10 protein-coding genes are annotated in these 20,332 nt (G+C 33.0%); all 10 read left to right on the top strand.

Translation table 11 applies throughout. The features are described 5' to 3' along the window. The first annotated feature begins 203 nt into the window (after positions 1-203). The 10 genes from LL966_RS09320 (at position 204) to secDF (ending at position 20,328) form a co-directional block, all read left to right on the top strand. Positions 204-3,218, top strand: coding sequence for a tetratricopeptide repeat protein (locus LL966_RS09320; RefSeq protein ID WP_229352643.1), 3,015 nt, complete (start codon positions 204-206; stop codon positions 3,216-3,218). 89 nt (positions 3,219-3,307) lie between these two features. Beyond that, a complete protein-coding gene (locus LL966_RS09315; protein ID WP_229352641.1) occupies positions 3,308-4,171 on the top strand; it encodes a PhzF family phenazine biosynthesis protein in 864 nt (287 codons plus the stop codon). A gap of 153 nt (positions 4,172-4,324) precedes the next feature. Further along, on the top strand, positions 4,325-6,076 hold the full coding sequence (locus tag LL966_RS09310) for a TonB-dependent receptor (RefSeq protein ID WP_229352639.1): 1,752 nt from the start codon (positions 4,325-4,327) through the stop codon (positions 6,074-6,076). 179 nt (positions 6,077-6,255) lie between these two features. Further along, the gene (locus LL966_RS09305; protein ID WP_229352637.1) at positions 6,256-6,705 is read left to right on the top strand and encodes a hypothetical protein; all 450 of its coding nucleotides are present in this window, start codon (positions 6,256-6,258) and stop codon (positions 6,703-6,705) included. Positions 6,706-7,212: 507 nt separating this feature from the next. After that, positions 7,213-8,889, top strand: coding sequence for an asparagine synthase B (gene asnB / locus LL966_RS09300; protein ID WP_229352635.1), 1,677 nt, complete (start codon positions 7,213-7,215; stop codon positions 8,887-8,889). Positions 8,890-9,207: 318 nt separating this feature from the next. Next, positions 9,208-10,824, top strand: a complete 1,617-nt coding sequence (gene asnB, locus LL966_RS09295; RefSeq protein ID WP_229352633.1) for an asparagine synthase B — start codon at positions 9,208-9,210, stop codon at positions 10,822-10,824. Positions 10,825-11,035: 211 nt separating this feature from the next. After that, positions 11,036-13,771, top strand: coding sequence for a M16 family metallopeptidase (locus LL966_RS09290; RefSeq protein ID WP_229352631.1), 2,736 nt, complete (start codon positions 11,036-11,038; stop codon positions 13,769-13,771). A gap of 352 nt (positions 13,772-14,123) precedes the next feature. Beyond that, on the top strand, positions 14,124-16,064 hold the full coding sequence (gene gyrB / locus LL966_RS09285; RefSeq protein ID WP_229352629.1) for a DNA topoisomerase (ATP-hydrolyzing) subunit B: 1,941 nt from the start codon (positions 14,124-14,126) through the stop codon (positions 16,062-16,064). 112 nt (positions 16,065-16,176) lie between these two features. Beyond that, the gene (mdh, locus tag LL966_RS09280) at positions 16,177-17,112 is read left to right on the top strand and encodes a malate dehydrogenase (RefSeq protein ID WP_229352627.1); all 936 of its coding nucleotides are present in this window, start codon (positions 16,177-16,179) and stop codon (positions 17,110-17,112) included. A 225-nt stretch (positions 17,113-17,337) separates the two neighbouring features. Next, the gene (gene secDF, locus LL966_RS09275) at positions 17,338-20,328 is read left to right on the top strand and encodes a protein translocase subunit SecDF (protein WP_229352626.1); all 2,991 of its coding nucleotides are present in this window, start codon (positions 17,338-17,340) and stop codon (positions 20,326-20,328) included. The last annotated feature ends 4 nt before the right edge of the window (positions 20,329-20,332 follow it).

Genomic DNA, 20,332 nt, shown 5'->3' with positions numbered 1-20,332 from the left:
TGAATTAAGTTTTTCAACTTATAATACCGTAAATGCCTTATGTGGTTTTTTAAATTTATTATTTGAAAGTTTGAGTACCAATAATTTGAAGTTGATTAAACCGTAAAATCACAGCTATTTCTTAATTTGTTCATAATAAAACAGCGAAACGTTTCGTTATAAAGCGTATAAAATGATACATTTGAATACTAAATATTTTGAAAATGCGTAAACTTTCCTGGTTCTTTTTATTCCAAATTATCCTTATTTCGACCACAGTTTCGGCACAAAAATCAGCTATATATACTTACGATTTAAAGGATTTTGACAAAGCACTGGCTTTATATAATGATAAACAATATGCTTCGGCGCAACTTATTTTTGAAAAAGTTAAAAATAATGCTACAACTGAAGAAATTCAGTCGGACTGTGCCTATTACATTGCCAATTGCGCTATAAGAACCAACAAAGCAAATGCCGATGCTTTAATGGAAAAATTTGTTAGTGATTATCCAACCAGCACAAAACAAAATCAGGCTTATATTGAAGCTGCGCAATATTTTTTTGAACAAGGAAATTATCCAAAAGCATTGCAGTGGTTTGATAAAGTAGACGAAAGTTACATGAGTAAATCGGAGTCTGACAAGTTTAACTTTATGAAAGGCTACAGCTATTTTAATGCTAAAAAGAAAAAAGAAGCCACTTCTTATTTTAATAAAGTGGTAAATTCTAAAGAATATGGTTCTCAAGCCAAGTATTATTTAGGATTTATGGCGTATGAAGGTGACGATTATAAAGAAGCTACCAAATATTTTGACGAAGTTTCTGGAGAAGAAAAATACAAAGAAAAGCTTTCGTATTACCAAGCCGATATGAATTTCAAATTAGGAAATTTTCAAAAAGCAATTGATTTAGGTCAAACTGCAATGGCAAAATCGAATGCTTTAGAACAATCAGAACTGAACAAAATTATTGGTGAAAGTTATTTCAATTTAAAACAATACGACAAAGCCGTACCTTATCTGGAAAAATATGCCGGTAAAAAAGGAAAATGGAATAATACCGATTTTTATCAATTAGGTTATGCTTATTATGAGCAAAAAAACTATGAAAAAGCCATTTCTCAATTCAATAAAATTATCGAAGGAAAAGATTTCGTAGCTCAGAATGCGTATTACCATTTAGGTCTAAGTTATCTGAATATTGGTAAAAAACAAGAAGCTCTAAACGCTTTTAAAAATGCTTCTGAAATGGATTTTAATGCGCAGATTCAAGAAGATGCGGCTTTAAATTATGCTAAGTTGAGTTATGATATTGGAAATGCTTATCAGGCTGTTCCAGGAATTTTATTAGATTTTCTTAAAAAATATCCAAATAATTCTAGCCGTGCTGAAGTAGAAAAATTATTGGTTGATTCTTATATTTCTTCTAAAAACTACAAAGAGGCACTTTCTTTATTAGAAAAAAATAGAACTGCAGAAAACAAGGCAGCGTACCAAAAAGTACTTTTTTACCGTGGATTAGAATTGTATAATGAATCGAATTATCAAGAAGCAGGTAAAATGTTTAAAAGCGCTATTAGCGAACAAAAAACTCCTGAATTTACAGCACGTGCGACTTTTTGGAAAGCAGAAACAGAATATCTTAACGATGATATGCAGAATGCTTTACTGACGTACAAACAATTTGCGGGAATGGCAGCAGCAAAATCTACAGATGAATATAAGAACATCAATTATAATATTGGTTATACGTATTTTAAATTGAAAGAATACGATCAGGCAGCCAATTCATTTCAAGCTCAGATTGATAATTCGCCTTCAGATAAGGTTCGTTTAAACGATTCGTACTTGCGTTTGGGAGATTGTCGTTTTGTAACTTCAAAATACAGTGCCGCAAATGAGGCATACGCAAAAGCAATTGCTGCAAAAGGGGTTGATGCAGATTATGCACAATTCCAAAAAGCACTTTCTTACGGATTCATGTCAAATAATGCTAAGAAAGTAGATGAATTGAATAATTTCCTTCAGATGTACAAAAAGTCATCTTATCGTGATGATGCTTTGTTTGAATTAGGAAATACTTACGTTGCTGAAAAGAAAAATGAACAGGCTTTAAAGGCATATGATCAATTGATTTCAGAGTTCCAAAACGGATCTTTTACTTCAAAAGCAATCTTAAAACAAGGTCTAATTTACTACAACTCAGATCGTGATCAACAGGCTTTAACGAAATTCAAAAAAGTTGCAGCAGAATTTCCAAAGACTCCAGAAGCTTTAGAAGCAGTGGCAACAGCAAGATTAATTTATGTTGATTCAGGAAAAGTAGACGAATATGCAACTTGGGTAAGAACTTTAGATTTTGTAGCCGTTACAGATGCAGAATTGGATAACGATACTTACGACGCGGCGTTTAAGCAATACAGTCAAAACAATGCGAAAACGGCTATAACTGGTTTTACAGGTTATATTGCTAAGTTTTCTAACGGGATGCATGCACTTGAGGCTAATTTCTATTTGGCACAACTTTATTATGCAGAAGGTTCTGAAACTAAATCTATTGCTAATTACCAGTTTGTAATTGATCAGCCACGAAATGAATTTACGGAACAGGCACTAAACAGATTGGCTCAGATTTATTTAAAAACAAAAGATTGTGATAAAGCAATTCCAGTTTTAGTGCGTTTAGAAAGCGAAGCAGATTATCCTCAAAATAAGAATTTTGCTCAGGCAAACTTGATGAAATGCTATTATGACAAAAAAGATTATGATAATTCGGTTATAGCGGCAGATAAAGTTTTAGAAAATCCAAAATCAGACGCGGGCGTAAAAGCTGATGCACAGATTATTGTGGCGCGTGCAGCAATACAGACGGGAAATGAGGATAAAGCGAAAACAGCATACGCAAAATTAGCCACAACTTCTAAGGGAGAATTAGCTGCCGAAGCGTTGTATTATGATGCTTACTTTAAAACGAAAGAAGGAAAATATGAAGCTTCAAATACTGCTGTTCAGAAATTAGCAAAAAGTTATTCTGCTTATAAATATTACGGAGCAAAAGGTTTGGTCTTAATGGCGAAAAACTTCTACGGTTTAAAAGATAGTTATCAAGCAACATATATTTTAGATAACGTAATCAATAATTTCACCGATTATCCAGATGTTGTTGAAGAAGCTAAAAAAGAGTTGAGTGCTATTAAAACAGAAGAATCAAAAACGAATTCGTCGATTAATAGATAAGAAAGTTGTAGAAAAAAGAAGCAAGAAGCAAGATTGAAAGTCTTTCATCTTTCATCTTGGTTCTATTCTCTAAAGAAAAAAAGAAAGAAATGAGTTTACCTTTTTATATAGTTGATGTTTTTGCTGATAAAAAATATGCTGGAAATCAGCTGGCCGTTTTTTTAGAGGCAGAAAAGCTTAGTACAGAACAAATGCAGCAAATTGCACGCGAAATTAATTTTGCAGAAAGCACATTTGTGACAAAACTTGATAAAGAAAACAATAAAGCAGAAATTAGAATATTTACTCCAGCTCATGAAATGCAGTTTGCAGGACATCCGATAATCGGAACTTCATGGGTTTTAATGAATAAGATATTTGAAAATTCTCCAAATGAAATTAAACTGGAAGTTCCGATTGGACCAATTGGAATTCATAAATCGGATGATTTGATTTGGTTAAAAGCTGCTCAGCCAAAATTTTGGGATGTGTTTTCAAAAGAAGATTTTACATTTTTCAGCAATTTGAAAATAAGCGATTTTGAAAATCAATTTCCAGTTCAGGAAGTAACAACAGGAAGCGCATTTGTCATGGTTCCTTTAAGCAGCGAACGTGCTTTAGCGAATTTGGTTTTGGATAAAGATAAAGCAGACCAATGGATGAGACAGCATTGTAAAACAGATCATAGAGGCTTATATTTTTATTATTTAGAAGGTTCAAAACTAATGAGCCGATTGCTTTATATAGAACACAATCAGCTTTTAGAGGACGCTGCAACAGGAAGCGCGAGTACTTGTTTGCAAGCTTCTTTATTGAAATACAACACCAAAGAAATCGAATTGATTAATTATCAAGGGGATTATATGAACAGACCTTCTCAAATTTATTTTAAAGGAAAATTAGTTGACGACCATTATGATATTAATATCGGAGGGAAAGCTCAATTTGTTGCTAAAGGCGAATGGGAAGCTTAGGTTTTAGGAAAAAGAAGAAAGAATAAAGAAGAAAGAATTTAGATTTTAGAAAATAGAATAAAGAGTCAAGAAAAAAGATAAAGAAATTAAGGAGAAGAATGGGAGAGTCTATTCTCTTGCTTCTTTGCTCTATACTCTTAAAAAGAAAGAAATATGAAATTAAACTGCCGACATAAAATAATCATTTTGTTAGTGTTATTTACAGCTCAGTTTTCGATTGCGCAAAAGAAAAATGAAAGTATCGGAACGGAAACTGTAAACGTAGTAAAACCTTATTCGCCGACTATTTCAGATGCTTTTAAAGTGAAAGAAACTCCTTCGCTTGACGACAGCGGTAATCAGCCAAAGGAAGTTATTAAATACAGTATTTTGTCTGTTCCTGTAGCTTCAACTTTTACGCCTTCTAAAGGAAAAGCAGAAGGTGTTGAAAAGGCTAAAAAAGAGCGATTGTTTAATAATTATGCAACTTTAGGAATCGGAAACTACAGTACTTTAAACGCAGAATTGTTTGTAAATCAAGATTTAGGGAATAATGATTATGTTGCTGGAATATTTCGCCATCATTCTTCGCAAGGTGGAATTAAAGATGTGGAGTTAAACGATGAGTTTTACGATACTGCAATTAATATCGGTTATGGTCAGAATAACAGAGATAATAACTGGAATGTTGATTTAGGATATCAAAATCAAATTTACAATTGGTACGGACTTCCAGCTGAATTCGGTTCTACAATTCCAAATCAACGTTATGATTTGCTAAGTAGTATCAACCCAGATCACTCTTATAATACAATTTGGTTGGGCGGAAATGCAGAATTTACCGAAAGTATTTTTAGTAATCTTGCTGCAAAATTCACTCATTTTTCAGACAGTTATTCTTCATCAGAAAATAGATTTTATGTAAAACCGACTTTTACTGTTGATATAATGGATCAGGCAATTAAAACAAATGTAATTGTAGATCACGTAAGCGGTTCTTTCAAAAATAATTATTTACAGACTAATACAGAAGCTGTAAAATATGGTTTTACAAATGTGGGGATTGAACCAAGTTTTGTAATTCACGAAAATGACTGGACTTTAGAGTTAGGAGCGGGAGTTTTCTACAGTGGAGATTCTGAAAATAGCGGAAACAAATTTTATTTATATCCAAAAGTAAATGCATCTTATAAATTAGTTGGCGATTTAATGATTTTTTACACAGGAGTAAATGGAGGTTTGAATCAGAATTCTTATGCTGATTTTGTGACTGAAACCCCATTTTTGTCACCGACTTTAAATATGCGTCCATCTAGTACTCAATATAATGTATTTGCTGGTTTGAAAGGAAAATTAGCTAATAATGTAAATTATAATGTGACGGGTTCATATTTGAATGAAAAAGATAAAGCATTATTTAAAGCCAATGATTATACAGAAGTAATTACGAATGAAGATTATGCCTTCGGGAATTCCTTCGGAGTAGTTTATGAAGATATTAGAACATTACGATTTTATGCAGAGTTAAAAGCAGATTTCTCTCAGAATGTAACATTTGGAATAAACGGAACTTTTAATAATTATAATACAGATAATGCGGTTGAAGCATGGAATTTGCCAACAATGAAATTAAGTTCAACTTTGGACGTTAATATTACTAAGCAATGGTATGCTGGATTGAATGTGTTTTACGTAGGTGAAAGAAAAGATATGCAGGTAAACACATCTTTGGCAGCAAATTATGCTCCAATAACATTAAAAAGTTATTTTGATGCCAATGCTCATTTAGGTTATAAATTCAGCGAACGTTTAACGTTTTTCTTGAAATTAAATAACATTGGAAATCAAGCTTACGAAAAATGGTTAAATTATCCTGTACAAGGATTTCAAGTTTTAGGAGGTGCCAATTATAAATTTGATTTTTAAAGATACAGCCACAAAGACACTAGGGCACAAAGATTATATAAAATAATAGAGTGCCTTTTTTTTTCAGCCATGAACTCATGAATTTTTTGGAGTAGATTCGTGAATTCGTGGCTGTTTTTTTTCTGACTAGAGAAAAACCTTTGCATCTTTGCACCTCAGAACCTCAGTACCTCAAAAAAATGACTTTTAAAGAAAAAATATATTCCCATTATACACAAATGGTTCAAGATAGAATTGATGTTTTTAAAGACATGATTTCAAACTTGACTGAAGATTCTAAAAACGATGCCAAAGGTTCTGCTGGCGACAAACACGAAACCGCTTTGTCGATGATGCATATTGAACAGGAAAAATTGACTACTAAACTCAAAGAAGCAATCGAGCAAAAAACGATTTTAGATAAAATTGACCCACTTAAAACTACTGAAAATATAGTTTTAGGAAGTTTGGTAAAAGCAAATGGAATCTATTTATATGTTAGCGTTGCGCTTCCTAAAATTACAATTGACGGAATTAATGTAATTGCACTTTCACCTCAATCTCCGCTTGGAAATCATTTAATGGGAAATAAAGCTGGGTTTCAGTTTGAGATAAATAAGACGCATTATACTATTGAAAGCGTTGAGTAAATTTTCATTCCATTATATAGGATCAATTTCAATCCGTTGAAACGCAAAGTTTGTCATTTCGAGGAACGAGAAATCACACACGTTGCTCGCCAAAGATTGGTGACTTATTTTGTGGAGTTTCTAGCGTGATTTCTCGTTCCTCGAAATGACAAATAGTGCGTTTAATTGTTGCTGATTTTTTCGGATAGATACAAGTATATTGTATAAACAATAATTCGTGAACAACTTTCAATCTGTTCTTTACGAATTTTTCATTGATACTAAAATAACTCAAAATTTTATTCAAAGAATTACATCAAACTTTCAATTTTAAACCTTTTTTTAGTTCCAAATTAAAATTTTCAAGTTTCGAGCTAATTTTTACTTCTAAATTTTACATTTTATATGTAAATTGAATTTTTTGATTGATATTTGTAATTGATATTGAGGTTTGTGTTTTTCAATTGTAACTAATACTTCATCTTTGCCTTATCAAATTAAAATTTAAAAATAAAAATATAGAATATTATGTGTGGAATTGTATGTGCCTTTGATCTTAAACAAAAAGCCGAAGCGTTAAGACCTCAAGTATTAGAAATGTCTAAAATCATTCGTCACCGTGGACCAGACTGGAGCGGAATTTATAGCAATGATAAAGCAATTCTTTCTCATGAGCGTTTGGCAATTGTGGATCCAGCTTCAGGAAAACAACCTTTATTTACAGAAGATAAAAAATTGGTTTTGGCTGCAAACGGTGAAATTTACAATCACAGAGAATTGCGTAAACAATTTGAGGGAAAATATAACTTTCAAACAGAAAGTGACTGCGAAGTTATTTTAGCTTTATACAGAGAAAAAGGAGTAAGCTTTGTTGATGAATTAAACGGAATCTTCGGATTTGCGATTTATGATGTTGATAAAGATGAGTATTTTGTAGCTCGTGACCACATGGGAATTATTCCATTATACATTGGTTGGGATCAACACGGAACTTTCTATGTAGCTTCAGAATTAAAAGCTTTAGAAGGATACTGCACAAAAATCGAATTATTTCCTCCAGGACATTACTTATCAAGTAAAGATGGTGAATTTGTACAATGGTACAAAAGAGACTGGACAGAGTACGATGCAGTTAAAGATAACGAAACTAGCATTCCTGAGATCAAAAAAGCTTTGGAAGCAGCAGTTCACAGACAATTAATGAGTGATGTTCCTTACGGAGTTTTACTTTCAGGAGGTTTAGATTCTTCTATTACTTCGGCTGTAGCTAAAAAATTTGCTCAAAAAAGAATTGAGTCTGATGATACAACAGATGCTTGGTATCCGCAATTGCACTCTTTCTCAGTTGGATTAGAAGGTTCGCCAGATTTAGCAGCAGCTAGAAAAGTAGCAGATCATATCGGAACGATTCACCATGAAATTAAATTTACAATCCAAGAAGGTTTAGATGCTGTTCGCGATGTAATTTACAACCTTGAAACTTATGATGTAACTACAGTAAGAGCTTCAACTCCAATGTGGTTAATGGCGAGAGTTATCAAATCAATGGGAATCAAAATGGTTCTTTCAGGTGAAGGTGCAGATGAGTTATTTGGAGGATATTTATATTTCCACAAGGCACCAAACGCAAGAGAATTTCACGAAGAAAACGTTCGTAAATTAGGTAAACTTCATATGTATGACTGTTTGCGTGCTAACAAAAGTTTAGCAGCATGGGGAATTGAAGGTCGTGTTCCTTTCTTAGACAAAGAATTTATGGATGTTGCCATGCGCATCAATCCACAAGATAAAATGATCAACAAAGAACACCCAATGGAAAAATGGGTTGTTCGTAAAGCTTTTGAAGATATGCTTCCAGAAAGTGTTGCATGGAGACAAAAAGAGCAATTTTCTGATGGAGTTGGGTACAGCTGGATTGATACTTTGAAAGAAGTGGTAGCTAGAGAAGTTTCGGATGAACAATTGGAAAATGCAAGATTTAAATTTCCATTGCAAACACCAACTTCAAAAGAAGAATATTACTATCGTTCTATTTTTACAGAACATTTTCCAAGTGATGCAGCAGCGTTATGCGTGCCTCAGGAAGCAAGTGTGGCTTGTAGTACAAAAATCGCTTTGGAGTGGGATGAAGCTTTCAAAAACATGAACGATCCATCAGGAAGAGCGGTTGCAAGTGTGCACGATGATGCTTATGTTAAAGCCTAAATAAGTTTAATTTTTAGAATTAGTATATATTATATTTTTGAAAAAACGTTCTCTTTACAGGGAGCGTTTTTCTTGTCTTAGACTGTTAATTTCTTTAGTTTTCAAACGATTGTAAATCAAGGATTGCATTTATTTAACTTTCTTTTAATATATTTGAAACCCCGCATTATTATCGTTAAATGCTAAATATTTTAATGATTTTAATGACCGAAAGCAAAAATTAATATTTAGTTTTGCTTTGAATGAAAAATTTTAATGATTTTTTAATGTTCAATTTAAGTGAACTGCACTGAATATAGAATTATAAAATAAAAGATTATGTCTGGATTATTGGCCGTAATTGGTAAAGGAAAAGCCCCACAACTCGTAAAAGAACTTTCTGAAAGAATGTCGCATCGCGGCCCAGACGAAAGTGATATTCATATTATGGAAAACGGAAGTGTGCTTTGTCATGAAAGCTTATCTATTATTGATCTTAATTCTGGCAAACAGCCAATTCAAGGAACTAATAAGGCTTGGATGATTCACGATGGTGAAATCTATAATTATCAGGAACTTAAAGAAACGGTTTTACAACATCATACTTTTAGAACTGCGTCAGATTCTGAGGTAATTGTGCATCTTTATGAGGAATTTGGATATGATTTCTGTAATAAATTAGATGGTGATTTTGCATTCGTTGTCATTGATGGAGATAAATATATTGCAGGTCGTGATCCGATTGGAGTAAAACCTTTGTATTATGGTTTAGATGAAAGAGGAAGAATTTATTTTTCATCAGAAATGAAATCTATTGCAGATCAATGTAAATCATTTTCGACTTTTCCTCCAGGACATTATTATACAGCCAAAACGGGTTTTGTAAAATATTATCATCCAGAATATGAGGATCATAAAAAAGCAACTCAAGCGTTAGATTTAGGACTTATACGTGAAAGCTTAGAGGAGTCAACTCGTAAGCGCTTATTAGCAGAAGTGCCTTTGGGAGTTGTGTTGTCAGGAGGTTTGGATACTTCTTTGATTTCTGCTGTCACTTCAAGATTATTAAAAGAAAAAGGAGAAAAACTGCATTCATTTTCTATCGGATTAAATGCAGATTCACCAGATAATGTTGCGGCCAGAAAAGCAGCCCAATTTTTAGGGACGGAACATCATGAAGTTCATTTTTCTGTTGAAGAAGGAGTTAAGATTTTAGAAAAAGTGATTTATCATATTGAAACGTATGATATTATTTCTGTAAGATCTGGAGTTCCGATGTATTTGCTTTCTAAAGAAATTGCTAACCAAGGAATAAAGGTAGTGCTGTCGGGAGAAGGAGCGGATGAAGTTTTTGGAGGTCATCTGTATTTTAGAAATGCGCCTTCAGAAGAAGAATTTCAGGATGAAACAATTGAGAGAGTTCAAAAGTTGTTTACGGCAGATTTACTTCGCGCCGATAAAACAACAATGGCACATGGTTTAGAAGTTAGATTTCCATTTTTGGATACTACTTTTTTAGATACTACTATTCGAATTAAAACGGAAGAAAAACAACCGAAGACTTACGATGGAATCGAAAAATATATTTTGAGAAAAGCTTTTGATGTTCCTGAAAATCAATATTTGCCTTCAGAAATTTTATGGCGTCAAAAAGAACAGTTTTCAGATGGAGTTGGGTACAATTGGGTAGACGAATTAATTGAATATTGTGGTTCACAAGTTACAGATGAGCAATTAGCTGGAGCAAATGTAGAATTTCCGTATAATTCACCTACAACTAAAGAGGCTTATTTATACCGATCAATTTTTCATAAATATTATCCGCAAGTCAGCGCGGCACAAACTGTTCGTAAGTGGATTCCAAAATGGCAGGAAAACCTAGACCCAAGTGGAAGAGCAAATGCAGCGCATTTAAATGGAAATTTTGAAAACGTAAAATCTGGAATTACAGTTTAAAAAAAATAAGTTATAAAAGAAAAACCGAAACGATATGTAATGTATAGTTTCGGTTTTTCTTTTTTGTACTATTTGTAAAATTCAAGGTGATTGTTTTACGTCTTTCCGTAAAGTATTAAAAGTAAGTTAACAAGGATTTTAGGTTTAAGAAAAATACTATATTTGATCACAAAGGAATGTTTTTAAATTCTAAATGATACAAACAAAATCTATGAGAAAACTATTACTAAGTGGAATTTTATGCTGCTCATTAATTTCTGTGAGCTCAGTTTACGCACAAAAATCAGAAGTGCCAAAATTTATTACAAATGTTGAGGGCGTTAAAGAATATTCTTTAAATAATGGATTAAAAGTTCTTTTGATTCCTGATGCTTCTCAAAGTAATATGGTGGTCAATATTGTTTATAATGTTGGTTCTAGAAATGAAGGCTATGGCGAAAAAGGAATGGCGCATTTATTAGAACACATGCTTTTTAAAAGCACTAAAAATTTGGGCGACATCAAAAAAATGCTTTCAGACAAAGGAGGAAATGCCAACGGAACCACATGGCTTGACCGAACAAATTATTATGAAGTTTTTCCGTCGAGTGATGAAAATCTGAAATGGAGTATTGAAATGGAAGCAGACAGAATGATAAATGCTACTATTCTGCAAACCGATTTGGATAAAGAGTTTTCTGTAGTAAGAAACGAATTTGAAATTGGCGAAAATAGACCCGATAGAGTTTTACAAGAGAGAATCGTTTCTACTGCTTACTTGTGGCATAATTACGGAAATAGCACGATTGGTAGTAAAGAAGATATCGAGCGTGTAAAAGCAAATACGCTTAGAGTTTTTTATGAAAAATATTATCAGCCAGACAATGCAACTTTGGTTGTAGCAGGTAAGTTTGATGAACAAAAAGCATTACAATATATTGGTCAGTATTTTGGAGTTGTTCCAAGACCTAAAAGAGTTTTAGATAAAACGTATACAATTGAACCTTCACAAGATGGTGAAAAATTTGTAGAATTAAAAAGAGCAGGAGACAGCAAAAACATGGGAGCGTTGTACCATACGGTTTCTTATGCAGATAAAGATTACGCTGCTCTTGATGCATTAGGAGAAGTTTTGACTGCAGATCCGTCGGGGTATTTGTACAAAGCATTGGTAGAAACTCAGAAAGTCTCTAGCTTATATTTTTGGCAGCCAACTGTAAGAGATGCAAGTTATATGTATTTCGGATTTTCTGTAGCTAACGATAAAGATATTAAAGCAACTCAAGATGTTGTACGAGCAGAATTAGATAAAATTACAACAGTAAAATATACAGATCAGGATGTAGCCAGAGCAAAAGCAAAAATCATCAAAGAAATAGAATCGATTAAAAATAATACCATTTCTTATGCTATTAATCTGACTGAAATTATTGGTGCTGGCGATTATAGATTAGGTTATTTGTATCGAGATGCAGTTGAAAAATTAACAAAAGAAGATATTCAGCGTGTTGCAGAAAAGTATTTCAGAAGTAATAATAGAACAGTGGGAATATTCATTCCTTCAAAAGATGAACAAAGAATAAAACCTATAGAATATACAGATGAACAAATTGTTGCGCTTACAAAAGATTACAAAGGAAAAGCTTTAGAAAAAGAGGTTGCAAATTTTGAAGCTTCAATTAAAAATTTAAAACAAAATTTGACAGAAGGAAAGCTGACAAATGGTCTTAAATATGGCGTAATTAAAAAAGAGATAAAAGGAGGTAAAGTTCAGGCTACTTTTAATTTTCCTGTGAGTAATGAAAAAGATCTTGCCGGAAAATCGAATGTTGGAAGTATTATGGCAGAACTGCTTAAAACAGGAACAAAAACAAGAAGCAAAGAGCAGATTCAGGATCGTTTAGATCAGTTAAAATCGAGCGTTTATTTCAGTTTTAATCAACAAACATTGTCTGTTTATATATCAACTTACAAAGAAAGCTTTAAAGAAGTAATGGAGATTTTAGGAGATGTATTGGTTAATTCGACTTTCCCTCAAAATGAGTTAACTAAAACAATCAGTGAGTACAGTACTTATTTAGAATCAAGGTTAAATGATCCGCAGGCAGTTGCTTTTACTGAGATTATAAGACAAACAAATTCTTATCCAAAAGAAAGTATTTTTTACACTTCTACGACTCAAGAACAAATTGATGCGTTTAAAAAGATAAAACAATCTGAGTTAATTGATTTTTACAAAAATATTTTAGGCGGAAATAATGGCGTTGGAAGTATTGTTGGGGATTTAGATTCTAAAGAAACAGCAAAAATCTTAGAAAATACTTTTGGAAAATGGAATTCAAAATCAAAATATGAAATTGCGAAACCACTCTTTTTTGAAACTAAAAAATTAGATAAAGATTATTTAACGCCAGACAAAGAAAACGCTGTTGCGCTTGGAAGAGTAAGTTTTAAAATGGATAGAAATAGCCCAGATTATCCAGCTTTTATAATGGCTAATGAAATATTAGGAAGTGGAGGGTTTTTGAGTGCTAGAATTCCGATGAGATTACGCGAAAAAGAAGGAATAAGTTATGGAGCGGGAGCATCCCTAAATGTTCCGATTACCAATGATGTAGCATACTGGCAATATTTTGCCCTTTTAAATCCAACTAAAAAGAGCGCGGTTGAAACAGCAGCTAAAGAGGAAATTTCTAAAGCACTAAAAGATGGTTTTACAGCCGAAGAATTGAAATCAAATTTAGGAAGCTGGCAGAACGGTAGAAAAACAAGATTAGGAAACGATAATACTTTAATCGGATTGGTGAATACTTATTTGCAATATGGAATTCCGCTAGAAGATTATGATGATTTAGAAACCAAAGTAAAAGCGCTTAAATTAGAAGATATTAATGCTGTTATTAGAAAATACTTGAGTTTAGAAAAGATGACTTCAATCTATGCAGGAGATTTTAATAAAAAACAATAAAGCTTAGAAAAATTCAAAATAAAAACTCCAAATTCCAATTTTTGAAATACCAAATTTCAATTTAAAGGAATGAAAAATTTAAAAACCGAAATGCATTTTATAATGTTATTTCGGTTTTTTTATTCTCTGCTTTTAACCTTGGAATTTTGAATTTTAAAAATTGGAATTTCAATTTAAGAATTAGCAATTTAAGAAAATTCAAATTTAATTATTCTTTTAAGCATATTTTTAGGTTTTTCAAACAATTGTGTTGATAACTTAAGTGCTTTAACTACTATTTTACTGGATATATAGCTTGCGTTTTTATATATTTGCCTGTTAGACAATAATTACATTTTTTAGAATAAATTATATGAGCGAAGAAATCAAGAAGAACAATTATTCAGCAGATAGTATTCAGGCATTAGAAGGGATGGAGCACGTAAGAATGCGTCCGTCTATGTATATTGGTGATGTAGGGGTTCGAGGACTCCACCATCTGGTTTACGAGGTTGTTGATAACTCTATTGATGAGGCGATGGGAGGACATTGTGATACAATTGGTGTTGCAATAAACGAAGATGGTTCTATTACAGTTGAAGATAACGGTCGTGGTATTCCAGTTGATTTACATAAAAAAGAAGGAGTTTCTGCACTTGAAGTTGTAATGACTAAAATTGGTGCTGGAGGTAAATTTGATAAAGATTCTTATAAAGTTTCTGGAGGACTTCACGGGGTTGGGGTTTCTGTAGTAAATGCACTTTCAGTTCACATGAAGTCTACTGTTTTTAGAGAAGGAAAAATCTACGAACAAGAATACGAAAGAGGAAAATCATTATATCCGGTTAAACAAATCGGAGAAACAGATAAGAGAGGTACTCGTCAGACTTTTTACCCTGATGATACTATTTTTACTCAAACTACCGAGTTTTCATACGATACGCTTTCAGCTCGTATGCGTGAACTTTCTTTCTTGAATAAAGGAATTACAATCACGTTTACAGACAAGAGAGAAGTGGATGAAAAAGGCGAATTTAAAAGTGAAGTATTTCATTCTGATGAAGGTCTTAAAGAGTACATTCGTTATTTAGATGGTAATCGTGAGCCAATTGTTTCTCATGTTATCAGTATGGATAATGATAAAGGTGAAATTCCAGTTGAAGTTGCCTTAATTTATAATACAAGTTATACGGAGAATATTTTTTCTTACGTAAATAATATTAATACTCACGAAGGAGGAACGCATTTACAAGGTTTTAGAAGTGGTTTGACAAGAACACTTAAAAAATATGCTGATGCTTCAGGGTTGTTAGATAAATTAAAATTCGAAATTGCTGGGGATGATTTCCGTGAAGGATTAACGGCTATTATTTCCGTAAAAGTATCTGAGCCTCAATTTGAAGGTCAGACAAAAACAAAGCTTGGAAACAGAGAAGTTGTTTCTCCGGTTTCTCAGGCAGTTGGGGAAATGTTAGAGAATTATTTGGAAGAAAATCCAAATGACGCAAAATTAATTATCCAGAAAGTAATCTTAGCAGCTCAGGCACGTCACGCAGCAAAAAAAGCACGTGAAATGGTTCAGCGTAAAACCGTAATGGGCGGTGGCGGATTACCAGGAAAATTATCTGACTGTTCAGAGCAAGATCCAGCAAGATGTGAGGTTTACCTTGTCGAGGGAGATTCGGCTGGTGGAACAGCAAAACAAGGACGTGATCGTAATTTTCAAGCGATTTTACCATTACGTGGTAAAATCTTGAATGTGGAGAAAGCGATGCATCACAAAGTATTCGAAAACGAAGAGATCCGTAATATTTTTACTGCTTTAGGCGTTACAGTTGGAACTGCAGAAGATAGTAAAGCATTAAATCTTGAAAAACTAAGATATCATAAAGTAATAATCATGTGTGATGCCGATGTCGATGGTAGTCACATTTCTACTTTAATATTAACGTTTTTCTTCCGTTTCATGAAAGAGTTAATTGAAGAAGGTCACGTATACATTGCAGCACCGCCATTGTACTTGGTTAAAAAAGGACAAAAGAAAGAATATGCTTGGAATGATGTTCAGCGTGATCAGGCTAACGAAAGAATGGGAGGAAGTGCCGCTATACAGCGTTATAAAGGTCTTGGAGAGATGAACGCGGAGCAATTATGGGAAACTACAATGGATCCGAATTTCAGAACACTACGCCAGGTTAATATTGATAGTTTGGCAGAGGCTGACCAGGTTTTTTCTATGTTAATGGGTGATGAAGTACCGCCTCGTAGAGAGTTTATCGAGAAAAATGCAGTTTATGCAAATATCGACGCATAAAATGAAAAATTAATAATTTCAATTCGTTTAATTGTTTAAATTTACTAGACAATTAAGCGAATTGTCTTTTTAAGGAGTAGACAATAAATTAATAACCGATAAAGTGAAAAATATGAAAGTTACCATTGTAGGAGCAGGAAATGTTGGAGCTACATGTGCAGATGTTATTTCTTATAGAGGAATTGCAAGCGAAGTAGTATTGTTGGATATTAAAGAAGGTTTTGCCGAAGGTAAAGCGTTGGATATTGCACAATGTGCTACAAACACAGGTTTTAATACTAAAGTATCTGGCGTTACCAATGATTATTCTAAAACTGCTGGAAGTGATGTTGTAGTAATAACATCGGGTATTCCAAGAAAACCAGGAATGACAAGAGAAGAGTTAATAGGTATAAACGCAGGAATTGTAAAAGGAGTTGCTGAAAATGTACTGAAATACTCTCCTGATACAATAATAGTTGTAGTTTCTAACCCAATGGATACTATGACTTATTTAGCTTTAAAAGCGACTGGTTTGCCAAAAAATAGAATTATAGGTATGGGGGGCGCTTTAGATAGTTCTCGTTTTAGAACCTATCTTTCACTAGCTTTAGATAAGCCTGCAAATGATATTTCGGCAATGGTAATTGGAGGGCATGGTGATACGACTATGATTCCTTTGACACGTCTGGCATCTTACAACGGAATTCCAGTTTCTCAATTCCTTTCTGAAGAAGTATTGCAAAAAGTTGCAGCAGATACTATGGTGGGAGGAGCAACGCTTACAGGCTTGCTGGGTACTTCAGCTTGGTATGCGCCAGGAGCTTCTGTAGCCTATTTAGTAGATAGTATTTTGAATGATCAAAAGAAAATGATTGCATGTTCTGTCTTTGTAGAAGGAGAATATGGTCAAAATGATATCTGTATCGGTGTGCCTTGCATAATAGGTAAGAATGGCGTAGAAGAAATTTTAGACATTAAATTAAACGATCAAGAAAAAGCATTATTTGCGAAAAGTGCAGATGCAGTTCGTAGCATGAATGATGCTCTAAAAACGATTTTAGTATAATAAAAACGGCAAAAAATAGAAAAGGCTGCACTTTTGCAGCTTTTTTTTTGAGATTAATCAATAAATAAATTGGTTAATATTTTCGTTAATTATATATTTGCTCGGTTTAAAAAAAAATTGGTAATTCGTGATCTCGTATTTTTGTTTTAAAAAATCATGTCAGGGCTTATTTTATGGGACTTTAAAACAAAAACAAAAATAAAACATAATTAATTTTTAGTAATAATGCAGAATAAAGGACTTATTAAATTTTTCGCAATTCTATTTGCATTGGTAAGTATTTACCAACTATCATTCACTTTTGTGGCAAATGGTGTCAAAAGTGAAGCTAAAGCTTTTGCAGGGGACAATCCTGATAAAGAGCTGAAATATTTAGATTCTATTGGTAAAGAAAAAGTATTAAATCTTGGTTTTACTGATTTCACTTACAATGAAGTGAAAAACAAGCAGCTTAATAAAGGTCTTGACTTAGAAGGAGGAATCAACGTTATTCTTCAAATTTCTATTAAAGACGTATTGAAAGGTTTGGCTAATAATTCTAAAAATCCAGTTTTTAATAAATCATTAGCTGATGCATCTGCAAATTTAGAAGGAAACAAAACATATTTAAATAAGTTTTTTGAAGCTTTCGAAGCAAATTCTAAAGGTTCTGTAAAATTGGCTTCGCCAGATATTTTTGCTAACAGAAGTCTTCAAGGAGAGGGTGGAGTAGACTTTCAAATGTCTGATGCTCAGGTTCAAAAAGTTATCAAAAGAAAAGTTGATGAGTCTGTAGAAAGTGCTTTTAAAGTATTAAGAGAACGTATTGACAAATTTGGTGTTACGCAACCAAACATCCAAAAATTAGGAGAAACAGGAAGAATCTTAGTTGAGCTTCCAGGTGCTAAGGATGTGGATAGAATTAAAAAATTATTAGGTGGAAAAGCTCAATTAGAGTTCTGGGAAACCTATAAAATGGAAGAAATTGGAAATTTCTTAGTTGCTGCTAACGAAGCTTTAAAGAAAACTGAAGTTTCTAAAGTAGAAACAAAAACTGTTGCTAAAGATTCATTGAATGCTTTATTGACAGACACTAAAGATTCTGCTGATGTTAAGAAAGGAAATAATCCTTTATTTGATAAAATCGTTGGTCAAGGTGGTGGACCAGTTTTAGGTTACTTTGCTACAAAAGATACTGCTGCTATTAATGGTTATTTAAAAAGACCAGAAATTAGAGTTTTATTAGCTGCTGACCAGCATTATGCTAAATTTGTTTGGAGTAAACCAACTACAATTAAAGATCAGAAAGCAAAAGATTTAGCAACGGCAAAAGATCTTGAAGTTGTTGAATTATATGCTTTAAAAGGAAATAGAGATAATAACCCAGCGATGAGCGGTGGTGTTGTTACTGATGCAAAAGATACTTTTGACCAAATGGGTAAACCTGCTGTTTCTATGCAAATGAACAGTCAAGGTGCTAAAGTTTGGGAAGAACTTACAGGTAGAGCTTTTGCTCAAAAAAGTTATATTGCTATTGTTTTAGATGATATCGTGTATTCTGCTCCAGGTGTAACAAGTGGTCCTATTGCTGGAGGAAGATCTGAAATTACAGGTTCTTTTGATGTTGCTGAAACAAAAGATTTAGCTAACGTATTAAATGCGGGTAAATTACCAGCTTCTGCAGATATTATTCAGTCAACTGTTGTTGGTCCATCTTTAGGACAAGCGGCTATTGATGCAGGTACAATTTCTTCTGTATTAGGATTCTTATTAGTTTGTGTTTGGATGGTATTCTATTATGGTAAAGCTGGTTGGTATGCTAACCTTGCTTTATTATTAAACTTACTATTCTTATTCGGAATTATGGCAAGTTTTGGTTTTGTACTGACATTACCAGGTATTGCAGGTATCGTATTAACATTGGGTACTGCGGTAGATGCTAACATTATTATTTACGAAAGAGCAAAAGAAGAATTACGTGAAGGAAAATCACTTTCTGAGGCAGTTGCAGCTTCTTACGGATGGCATGGTGCAATGCGTTCTATTATTGATGCTAACGTTACTCACGTTTTAACTGGAGCTATCTTGTTTATTTTTGGAACAGGACCAATTAAAGGTTTCGCTTTAACATTATTAATTGGTATCGTAACTTCATTGTTTACTTCAATTTTTATTGCTAGAATTTTTATTGATAGAAATATTGCTGGAAAAGCAGATTTGACTTTCTCAACAAACATTACTAAAAACTGGTTTACAAACTTCCACTTTGATTTTATTAAAGTTAAAAAATTCACTTATATCTTCTCTTCTATTGTAACAGTAGTAAGTTTAGTTTCTATCTTCTTCGTTAACGGATTAGATGAAGGTGTTGATTTTGTTGGAGGTAGAACTTTCCAAGTTAAATTTGAAAAAGCTGTAGATGCTACCGCAGTTTCAGATGAATTATCTGCTGCTTTCGGTACTCCAGTTGAAGCTAAAATTTTAGGAGATGATGATCAATTGAAAATCACTACTAAATACAAAATTAAAGAAGATGGTGTAGCTATAGATGAAGAAGTAAATCAAAAGTTATATGCTGCTTTGCAGAAGTATTTCCCAAATACAACTTATGATAAATTCATAAACTCTTACAACGGTAAAACGGTAGGGGTGTTACAGGCTTCTAAAGTTGGAGCTTCTATTTCGGAAGATATTAAAACTAACTCATACTGGGCAGTTCTTGGTGCGATGGCAGTTATTTTCTTATACTTAATGATATCTTTCCGTAAATGGCAGTATTCATTAGGTGCAATTGCAGCTGTTGCGCATGACGTTGTATTTGTATTAGGAATTTATTCATTATGTTATAAATTCATGCCTTTCCACATGGAAATGGATCAGCACTTTATCGCTGCGATTTTAACGGTAATTGGTTACTCTATGAACGATACAGTAATTGTATTTGACAGGGTGAGAGAGTTTATCATTGGAAACCGTAAAGGAAGTTTTGAAGATATCGTAAACGCTTCTATTAATACTACATTATCAAGAACATTGAATACTTCATTAATGATGATCATTGTATTATTAACAATGTTTATTTTTGGTGGAGAATCAATCAGAGGATTTATCTTTGCAATGTTAATCGGTATTATTGTTGGTACTTACTCTTCATTATTTATCGCAACTCCAGTATTGGTAGATACGATTTCGAATGATGAGAAACATACAATCGAAGACAAACACAACAAAGCATAATTTA

Source organism: Flavobacterium chungbukense (assembly GCF_020805785.1).
Classification (GTDB): domain Bacteria; phylum Bacteroidota; class Bacteroidia; order Flavobacteriales; family Flavobacteriaceae; genus Flavobacterium; species Flavobacterium chungbukense.
Note: the sequence above shows the minus strand (reverse complement) of the source record. Positions and strands in the feature narration are given on the sequence as shown.